Annotated in this window: 10 protein-coding genes and 1 pseudogene; 9 read left to right on the plus strand and 2 right to left on the minus strand. The window is 58.0% G+C overall.

Features of this window, described 5'->3' with window-relative positions; genetic code table 11:
• The first annotated feature begins 96 nt into the window (after positions 1–96).
• From tatA to tatC, 3 genes are read left to right on the plus strand one after another with little or no spacing between them, the layout of a single operon-like run.
• On the plus strand, positions 97–351 hold the full coding sequence (gene tatA, locus H0V34_15635; GenBank protein MBA2493047.1) for a twin-arginine translocase TatA/TatE family subunit: 255 nt from the start codon (positions 97–99) through the stop codon (positions 349–351).
• A gap of 49 nt (positions 352–400) precedes the next feature.
• Complete coding sequence (gene tatB / locus H0V34_15640; protein ID MBA2493048.1) at positions 401–826, plus strand: twin-arginine translocase subunit TatB; 426 nt, start codon at positions 401–403, stop codon at positions 824–826.
• A complete protein-coding gene (gene tatC / locus H0V34_15645) occupies positions 807–1,574 on the plus strand; it encodes a twin-arginine translocase subunit TatC (protein ID MBA2493049.1) in 768 nt (255 codons plus the stop codon). Before tatB ends, tatC begins: the two co-directional genes overlap by 20 nt.
• Positions 1,575–1,682: 108 nt before the next feature.
• Here tatC and H0V34_15650 read toward each other — a convergent pair whose 3' ends face one another.
• Complete coding sequence (locus tag H0V34_15650) at positions 1,683–2,438, minus strand: hypothetical protein (GenBank protein MBA2493050.1); 756 nt, start codon at positions 2,436–2,438, stop codon at positions 1,683–1,685.
• Positions 2,439–2,588: 150 nt separating this feature from the next.
• On the opposite strand from H0V34_15650, the gene H0V34_15655 reads away from it, so the two are divergent.
• From H0V34_15655 to H0V34_15675, 5 genes are all read left to right on the plus strand, one after another.
• Positions 2,589–4,145, plus strand: a complete 1,557-nt coding sequence (locus H0V34_15655; protein ID MBA2493051.1) for a 2,3-bisphosphoglycerate-independent phosphoglycerate mutase — start codon at positions 2,589–2,591, stop codon at positions 4,143–4,145.
• 112 nt (positions 4,146–4,257) lie between these two features.
• Positions 4,258–4,440, plus strand: a complete 183-nt coding sequence (locus H0V34_15660; protein MBA2493052.1) for a hypothetical protein — start codon at positions 4,258–4,260, stop codon at positions 4,438–4,440.
• A 357-nt stretch (positions 4,441–4,797) separates the two neighbouring features.
• Entirely contained in the window at positions 4,798–5,553 is a 756-nt protein-coding gene (locus tag H0V34_15665) for a TerC family protein (protein MBA2493053.1), read from the plus strand.
• Positions 5,554–5,705: 152 nt separating this feature from the next.
• On the plus strand, positions 5,706–6,488 hold the full coding sequence (locus H0V34_15670; GenBank protein ID MBA2493054.1) for a DUF2914 domain-containing protein: 783 nt from the start codon (positions 5,706–5,708) through the stop codon (positions 6,486–6,488).
• A gap of 154 nt (positions 6,489–6,642) precedes the next feature.
• Positions 6,643–7,449, plus strand: a complete 807-nt coding sequence (locus tag H0V34_15675) for a DUF2914 domain-containing protein (GenBank protein ID MBA2493055.1) — start codon at positions 6,643–6,645, stop codon at positions 7,447–7,449.
• A 608-nt stretch (positions 7,450–8,057) separates the two neighbouring features.
• On the opposite strand, the pseudogene H0V34_15680 reads toward H0V34_15675, so the two are convergent.
• Positions 8,058–8,225: pseudogene (locus tag H0V34_15680) on the minus strand (hypothetical protein).
• A 210-nt stretch (positions 8,226–8,435) separates the two neighbouring features.
• On the opposite strand from H0V34_15680, the gene H0V34_15685 reads away from it, so the two are divergent.
• The coding region (locus tag H0V34_15685; protein MBA2493056.1) for a DUF4102 domain-containing protein at positions 8,436–8,637 on the plus strand (202 nt) is incomplete at its 3' end.

The raw sequence follows: 8,637 nt of genomic DNA on the forward strand, positions 1-8,637 counted from the left end.
CTTTCAGGCATCGAGGAAAAAGCGCGCCGGAAAAATGTCGCGTTGTAGTAAAGCGTGCATTGACGACGATCACATTTAATTTAATGGAGTACACCTATGGGTATCAGTATCTGGCAGCTTCTGATTATTCTGCTCATAGTCGCACTGTTGTTCGGCACCAAGAAACTGCGCAATGTCGGCGGTGATCTGGGCGGCGCGATAAAGAGTTTCAAAAACGCCATGGGCAGCGGCGAGGACGATTCAAAAAGTACCGAGAAAAGCAAGATTGGTGACCACACCACGGGCGACCAGACCACGGGGCAAAGCGGTCGCGTTTACGACGCCAAGTACGAGAAAAAGGATAAGGTTTAGCCGGCAGCGGCCGGTGCGAAGGGCTTAATGAGTCTGCTGTTTTCTCGCGATGTTCGATATCGGTTTCTGGGAGCTGGTGTTAATTGGCATTGTCGCGCTGCTGGTGGTAGGGCCAGAACGGCTACCGGCACTCGCGCGCCAGGCTGGCGAATGGATCGGCAAGGCCAAACGCTTCGTCAGCAATGTGCAGGCCGATATTGAGCGCGAATTCGAGGCGGACGAACTTAAACGCATGCTGAACGACCAGCAGCGTGAAATCAGCCAGCTGAAAGGCATGATCTCGGACACGCAGGCAGAAGTGCATGCCGAACTTCACGGCGCGGAGGATGCGCTAATGTCCGTGCAGTCGCCGGGCCACGAGGACAAGCGCGCCGGTTCAGCGTCTCCTGCACCGGCCGAAGATAAACGCAGCGTGGAAACCGGTCCGCCGCAACCCGATCAGGCGACTCCGGAGAATGGCGCAGAACGACGCTAGCGGGTCCGAGCCGCAAAAGGAAGAATCCTTCATTTCCCACCTCGTCGAGCTGCGCGACCGCCTGATACGGATCGTCCTCGGCGTGCTGGCGATCTTCCTGTGTCTGTTTCCGTTCGCCAACCCGATTTACAGCTTTCTTGCGGGGCCGCTTACGCGCAATCTGCCGGCGGCCAGCTCGATGATCGCGATCGACGTCGCGTCCCCGTTTCTGATTCCCTTCAAGCTTGTGCTGTTACTCTCGATCGTGATCGCGGTGCCCTGGATTCTCTATCAGGTCTGGGCGTTTATCGCGCCCGGACTCTACCAGCAGGAGCGCCGTATGGCATTCCCGGTGGTGATCGCCGGCACCTGCCTGTTCTATCTCGGGATGGCGTTTGCTTACTACGTAATGTTCCCGCTTGCGTTCGGGTTTTTGACGGGGCACGCGCCGCAGGGCGTGGAGGTCATGACGGACATCGCGCGTTATCTCGATTTTGTCATTGTCATTTTTCTGGCGTTCGGCATCGCCTTTCAGGTGCCTGTCGTCACGATTGTGCTTGTAATGCTCGAGATCGTCACGCCTCAGGACCTGGCCGCCAAACGTTCGTATGTCATCGTCGGCGCCTTTGTTATCGGGATGGTGTTAACGCCACCGGATGTGATCTCGCAAACGCTGCTGGCGGTGCCGATGTGTATCCTGTTCGAAGTGGGTCTGATTTTTTCCAGGGTGATGCTCCGGCGCAAGCATCAACATCAGGAGGCGGACTGACCGTTAACGATTATCGGCACGATCCCGCGAACTTCGAGTTTCGTGCAACGCGGCGCCGCCGGACAAACGTAGGTGAGACAGCTTCAATATCGCGTCATCGGATAATGATTACGCCGAAATGACCTCGGAGCCTGTGATCTCTGGAGGGGAAATATCACGATAGCCGGCATAAAGCGCCGCCACCGTAACAGGCGTCAAAACCAGAAATCCGAGGAACATGGGAATGGCGGCGATGACCGCCAGCACGAAATAAATCACCAGAAAAACGGCCAGCGGAACCGTGTTTTTGATAGACACGCCGATGCTGCTTTTGACCGCGGCGGCAGGCGAGGCGCCATTGAATAGCACCAACGGCACCGCGAACGCCAGCGCCGCGAAGGTGACCAGGCCATAGGCCAGGGACAGCACCAGCATCAGCGCCACGCCGATCCCCATCGCGCCAATCGCAATCATCGTATGGTTCGCGTCGTCGGCGTTGCCGCCAAAAATGCCGATCCCGGCGGAACCGCCTATTATGATGGCGGCGGCAATAACCAGGAGAATTGATAGACCCAGCAGAACAGCGCCTAGCACGAGCATCGGAATACGGCTGTGTTCATCGATTAAAGGCTGAAAAAGATGAGAAATTTTAATGGTGCGGCCTTCTGCCCCCTGTTTTGCGCCATACATCAGACCCCCGGTTAATGCCGGAAAAATCAGTGATAAAACAACAGGACCCACCAGCGGAATAATCTGCAGGATGAAGGTCATGACGAAGATGAGCAGCATCATCACCACCCACACGACCGGGTTGGCCATAAACATGCGCCAGCCAAAGCTGTACCAGACGACTGCCCTGCCCGCATCTACGCTCTGCGACTCCATTAAGTTAAACCCTCGCGCCTAAGACGTGATTCGCGCCGGAACATGCTAATGAGCCTGGCCGCTTGTGGCAGGCGCGAAAGCGACTCGCCACGTGCTGCTTGCTAAAATCCGGGCGCGATTTCATACACAAGCCACTATAAGAGCCGAACCATGTCAGCACAACAAGGATTCCCACCGCGTCGCCGTACGATGCTGCTCATTCTGGACGGGTTCGGTGTCAATCCCAGCAAGCGTAACAACGCGGTGCTGGAAGCGCATACACCGCGGCTCGATGCTTACTTCGAGTCTTATCCGCACACGGTGCTGGACGCATCCGGGCCCGCCGTCGGACTGCCGCCGGGACAGATGGGCAATTCCGAAGTCGGACACGTCACCATTGGATGCGGGACAATTCTGCGCCAGGATCTGGTGCGCATCGATCACGCCATAGAAGACGGCAATTTTTTCGATAATCACGCGTTCATTAACGCGATTCGCCGGACCCGGGAGAGCGAACGGCCGCTGCACCTGCTGGGGATGGTCTCCGACGGCGGCGTGCATTCGCACATTAAGCATTTGCTCGCCTTGATCGAACTTTGCCGGCGCCGGCAGGTTCGGCCGATCGTGCACATGATTACCGACGGCCGGGACACGGCGCCGCGCCATGCGAAGAACTATCTGGCCCCGCTGGAAAAAAAGCTGAAGGAGGCCGATGGCGCGCTCGCGACCATTTCTGGCCGGTACTACGCGATGGATCGCGACAAGCGCTGGGAGCGCACAGAAAAGGCTTGGCGGGCGCTGGTCGAGTTGAAAGGCGAGAAAGCGGACAGCGCGGCGCAGGCCATCGACGACGCCTACGATAAAGGCAAGGGCGATGAATTCATTCTGCCGACAATCCTTACCGATGCGCAACGCATCGAGCCCGGCGACAGCGTCATCTTCTTTAATTTCCGCAATGACCGGCCGCGGCAGCTCACAAAGGCCTTGACGGCGCGAAATTTTACCGAATTCGAGCGCGGGGAATTCCGTCCGGTCAATGTCACGACCCTGACCGAGTATGACACCGACTATCCCTGCCCCGTGGCGTTCCTGCCGGAACGGCCGGCCGTGACCATTGGACAAATCGTAAGCGAGGCTGGACTCAAACAGCTGCATTGCGCTGAAACCGAGAAATATCCGCATGTTACCTTTTTCATCAACGGTGGTCGCGAGACGGCCTTCGATGGCGAAAAACGCATTATGGTGCCATCGCCCAAGGTAGCAACGTACGACCTGCAGCCGGAAATGAGCGCCGAGCGTATCGCCGATGAATTGATCGACGCGCTAAAAGACGAGAGTTACGCGCTTTACATCGTCAATTTCGCGAATGGCGATATGGTCGGCCATACGGCGATTCGTGAGGCGATACTCACCGCCGTTCAGGTACTTGACGAACAGGCCGGCCGGGTGCTCGATGTGGCGGTGGCCAATGAAGTTTCGGTCCTGCTGACGGCCGATCACGGCAATTGTGACGAAATGATCGATCCGGTATCGCGTCAGCCGCATACGCAGCACAGCCTTTATCCGGTGCCGTGCCTGATTATCGATAAATCGAACTGGCGGCTGGCGACCGGCGCTGGCTTGAGCAGTGTTGCACCGACAGTGCTTCAGCTTCTTGGGCTGCCGCAGCCTCTGGCGATGAAAGGCACATCTCTATTACTGGAGGAACTGGAACGAACGGCTTCCTGACCTGTGGTTTTATTGTGGAACTTTGTAGCAATTTAACCATCACAAACGATACAATCCATGTTTACGCGATTCAGAGCAACGTAATTCTCCATCACATTCAGGACAATGAGCTATGGAAAAGCCCACACAACCCAAATCCGAAAGACGCATCTATTTCGTTATGAACGACACCAGCGGAGCGCGATTGAAGGTCAGCGAAGAATACTCGCGACTAACCGATGCCATGCGCGCGCTGGAGCTTCTGATCCCCCGGTATCCGTTTGCGCGGTTGGGCGGCACGACCCTCGTTGAATAGAACCGCGTCTGGGTAGTCTCGACGCCAGCCGCGTTCAGCGCGCAGACGAGCATAGCGTTGTGATTATACCGAGCCATCAATTTATCCGATGACGAACTGGCGCCGGCCGCTGTTCCCGCAGCGACCGGCGCCAGCGCGCGGTTCCTCACCAGTCATTAACCCGGTTGGCGTCATCCCGATCCTGCCGGCGTACGCGCGTGTAGATGATCTAATCCTGGTGGTTCTGTAAGATGCGCTCAAGCTCAGGCGCCGCACGCCGCATACCGGCACACACAACGCGATTGCGCTGACCTGAGCCGCCATCGGCCGATCATACGTTTTGACGACAATTTCTTGATTAATAAAGAGGAATAACACATGGAGTTGCTGACAAGCCCCGATGCGTGGATCGCTTTTTTCACGCTGACCGCGCTGGAACTGGTGCTCGGCATTGACAACATCGTCTTCATCTCCATCCTCGCTGACAAACTGCCGGAAAAACAACGCGACCTCGCGCGCCGCATCGGGCTAGGGCTCGCCATGTTCATGCGCATCGCGCTGTTATTTATACTCACCTGGATGGTAGGGCTGACCGCGCCGCTGTTCGAAGTAGTTGGCCAGGAGATTTCCGGGCGCGATCTGATCCTGCTGTGCGGAGGCCTGTTTCTGCTTTACAAGAGCACGCACGAGGTGCATCAGTTGCTGGAGGGCGAGGAAGGCGAAGGTTCGACCAGGGTCTCAGCGACATTCGCCTCCGTAATCGTGCAGATCATCATCATCGACTCAGTATTTTCCATCGACTCGATCATCACCGCGGTCGGCATGGTTGACGAGATCGCGATCATGATCGCCGCGGTCATCGTCTCCGTAAGCATTATGATGATCGCCGCCGGCCCGATCGGGCGCTTCGTGTCGGCGCATCCCACCATCAAAATGCTGGCGTTGTCGTTCCTGTTCATGATCGGCGCGGTGCTGGTCGCCGACGGTCTGGGTCACCATGTGCCCAAGGGCTATATTTACTTTGCGATGGCGTTCTCCATAGCGGTCGAGATGCTGAACTTGCGCCTGCGCAAGCGCAAACGCAAAGCTGAGCCGGTACATCTTCATCAGCGCTACCGGCGAGATAATGCGTAAGCGAATGCCGCCTCGTTAATTCCTATATGGACTTGCTTGCCGGGCACTCGCTTGCGCTAGAATAACGATCTCGACCGTGCAATAGTGGGTCGTCTTGGTGGTCAAATGGACGCTGTTCACGGATTTGTGAGCAGCCCGAGAGGGATAACGCTATGCAAATTCGCAAACGGCGCGTAGGCCGTGCTCCGCGATCTCTGACCGACCGTATCGCGATCGGGGCGATGGGCTTGTCCGCAGTCTTGATTGCGCTCAGTGTGATAGCCACGGATCGGTCTGCTGGCCCCGACCCGGCATACCAGGCGCAAGCCGAAGAGCCACGGCAACCGCGTGCAGACGATCCTGCCGATCAGTTCCCTGTCCTCGCGCAGGGCGGTGGCTCAGTGTCAAAAAGCGCGGATGCCAATGACACCGCGGGGCGCAACGGACCGGCGCAGGCCGTGCTCGATTCGGCAAGCTCAAATGCCGACGCGGGTTCGCCGGCCGCCCGCGAACCCGCCGGGGCCGAACCTGTCGATACCACCGGGTCGGATATGCCGGTGGCGGACATCGCGGCAATGGAATCAGCGCCAGAAGACGCAATTCCAGCCAGTGTTGTGCGCGCGCAGTTCACCACCGGCATCGACAACAGTCAGCCGGTCAACAGCATCAATTCGGTGTTTTCAACCCAGGGCCAAGTTTTCTCCCTGGACGGAAGGCCGTTGCCAAGGCTTTATTACTTCACGGAGATAAACGCCACGCGGGGCGAAAAAATTGTTCACCGCTGGGAACACGACGGTGAAGTTGTCGCGCAGGCCTCGTTCGATGTGGCCGGCGACAGGCCGGTCTACTCCAGCGAGAAACTGCCGCCAGCCACGCCAGGCAACTGGCGGGTAGTCGTTACCGATGCTAAAGGTAATGTCATCCGCGCTGACCGCTTTTCCTATCAGATGTACTGAGTTTTCCCGGTTCTAGCATAATGGAACATAACGCATCGCCACGCGGTCGCAGCGCGTATTCCTAACTATACTGAGCTTGCCAGAAAGCGAATCTGTCCTAAAGATACTACGCCACGCATTCACTGCGCGCCGCATGTCAAGGGGGATCTCTGCCATGAGACACCACAGACGCCGCACTCGCGGCCTTGACTATCGCCTTACGCGAATCGTCGCGGTCGTTACCCTGGCGGTGTGGGGCGGTCTGCTGTTGGCCGCCATGTTCAACTACAACAAGCCACCATCGAGCGACAAAGCACAACAGGCGACCAGGAGCGAATCCGGGCAACTGGTCATCGCGCGAAGCGATCAGGAACCTGTGCGCGTGGCGGGGCACAATAATGACGAACAGCGTGCGCGCGACGGTAGTAGCAGCGATGAGCCGGCGGCTATAGCCATAGCCGGGAGTCCCACGGCGACGGCGCCTGAAACGCCGCCGCTCGCGGTGCGATCGGACGCCAGTGCCGAACCCCAAACGAGCGCGGCGCAGCCCGCTCTGGAAACTGCGGAGGCGAACGCGACCATCGAGTCTGACATGGCGAGGTTCGAAATGGCGCCCGAAGAGCCGGAGGTGTCCACCAGCGTGTCATCGGATCACGTCGCGCGGGCGCAATTCACCACCCGCATCGACGCGCGCGAGCCGGTCGACCGCGTGGGCGCGGTGTTTCCCAGCAACGGACAGTCGCTACGCACCTTGTTTTATTTCACGGAGATTACCGGTCTGAACGGCGAGACGGTTACGCATCGCTGGGAACACGAAGGTCAGATCGTCGCTGAGGTCTCGTTCGACATCGGCAGCGATCGCTGGCGCGCCTATTCCAGCAAGGATCTGAATCTGTGGATGAAGGGCAACTGGCGCGTCGTTGTCACCGATTCGAAAGGAGAAATTATCAAAACCGATTCGTTCGCATACGACGAATCCTGATATAGCGTTACCGGCCACCGGACCAGGCCGCATCCGCTTGCAGGCGCAATCTGCGGCGTGCGAGGGAGCCGGGCCGTCCATCCGTCCCGCTAACATCGCGATCGCGAAATTCGCATCGATATCGAGGCGCCGCAAGAGCGCATCCACGACATCCGCGGCAGTGCGCCAGCAGCGATACGCCTGGGCGCCCTGCCAGTGCTCCGTGTCGACGGGCGCATACGGGTGAAGGTGCTGGTCAAGGACGCTGATCCACGTCAATAACGCGCTGAGCCAGGTGCCAGCTTACCCCTAAAATAGTGGACGAGCCGCCCCTCTTTACCGACTCGTTCTCCGGAAACGCCTTCACGTATTTCCGCGTGGAGCCGCTGGTTGGCAACTCTTCGCGCTGGATATGGACATCACGCGCGACTTAGTCGACGACAACATGCGCGCGCGCATTGAGCGCGTGGCTGGTGTCTCGCAGGTTGGGGGTCCGCGGCGGCGCCGAGCGCCAGGTGCAGATTTACATCGACACTGGCCGGCTGGCGAAGCGCCGGCCAGGGGAACTACGCGCGGACGCAAAACTAAGTTCCTGGCGATCCCCGCGCGCCAGTCGAAAATAATGGGGATTACAGCAATCCCCGCTCGGCAAACGAAACGATGTCGTCGCCGACCACAATGTGATCGAGCACGCGCACGTCGATCAACGCAAGCGCATCTTTCAGCCGCTGCGTGATGTGCCGATCGGCTGCGCTGGGCTCTGCCACACCGGAAGGATGATTATGGGCAAAAATCATTCTTCGCATCCAAGCTAGTCCAAACTCGTCCAGATGCGACGCTTAAGTATTGACAATACAGGACAATATTGTCCAGACTGTTCCAAGCTCGTCCATTTACATCCAGGTGTTTTGCGGGTATCTTTGCGGGTACGTATAGCTTCAGTGCATTTTTGAGTAAAAGCGGATACCCGCATGCTCTGAAAGCCCTAAGTATTCAGGAGATACTCGATGCCTCTTACTCATACGCGTATACGCAACGCAAAACCCACTGAGAAGCCTTACAAGATGGCGGACGGCGGCGGGCTATACATCGAGATCAAACCGACCGGCGCAAAGCTCTGGCGGCTTCGCTATCGCCTTGCTGGAAAGGAAAACGTGTTCGCCATCGGGGACTATCAGACCACGGGGTTAGCCGATGCCCGTAGTGAGC

The organism is Gammaproteobacteria bacterium (assembly GCA_013696315.1).
In the GTDB taxonomy this organism is placed as follows: domain Bacteria; phylum Pseudomonadota; class Gammaproteobacteria; order JACCYU01; family JACCYU01; genus JACCYU01.

What these genes read in the sequence shown, in the direction of transcription:
- tatC (MBA2493049.1), top strand. Translation starts at nt 807, where the DNA reads ATGGCGCAGAACGACGCTAGCGGGTCCGAGCCGCAAAAGGAAGAATCC.
- H0V34_15655 (MBA2493051.1), top strand. Translation starts at nt 2,589, where the DNA reads ATGTCAGCACAACAAGGATTCCCACCGCGTCGCCGTACGATGCTGCTC.
- H0V34_15670 (MBA2493054.1), top strand. Translation starts at nt 5,706, where the DNA reads ATGCAAATTCGCAAACGGCGCGTAGGCCGTGCTCCGCGATCTCTGACC.
- H0V34_15675 (MBA2493055.1), top strand. Translation starts at nt 6,643, where the DNA reads ATGAGACACCACAGACGCCGCACTCGCGGCCTTGACTATCGCCTTACG.
- H0V34_15665 (MBA2493053.1), top strand. Translation starts at nt 4,798, where the DNA reads ATGGAGTTGCTGACAAGCCCCGATGCGTGGATCGCTTTTTTCACGCTG.
- H0V34_15650 (MBA2493050.1), bottom strand. Translation starts at nt 2,438, where the DNA reads ATGGAGTCGCAGAGCGTAGATGCGGGCAGGGCAGTCGTCTGGTACAGC.
- tatB (MBA2493048.1), top strand. Translation starts at nt 401, where the DNA reads ATGTTCGATATCGGTTTCTGGGAGCTGGTGTTAATTGGCATTGTCGCG.
- H0V34_15660 (MBA2493052.1), top strand. Translation starts at nt 4,258, where the DNA reads ATGGAAAAGCCCACACAACCCAAATCCGAAAGACGCATCTATTTCGTT.
- tatA (MBA2493047.1), top strand. Translation starts at nt 97, where the DNA reads ATGGGTATCAGTATCTGGCAGCTTCTGATTATTCTGCTCATAGTCGCA.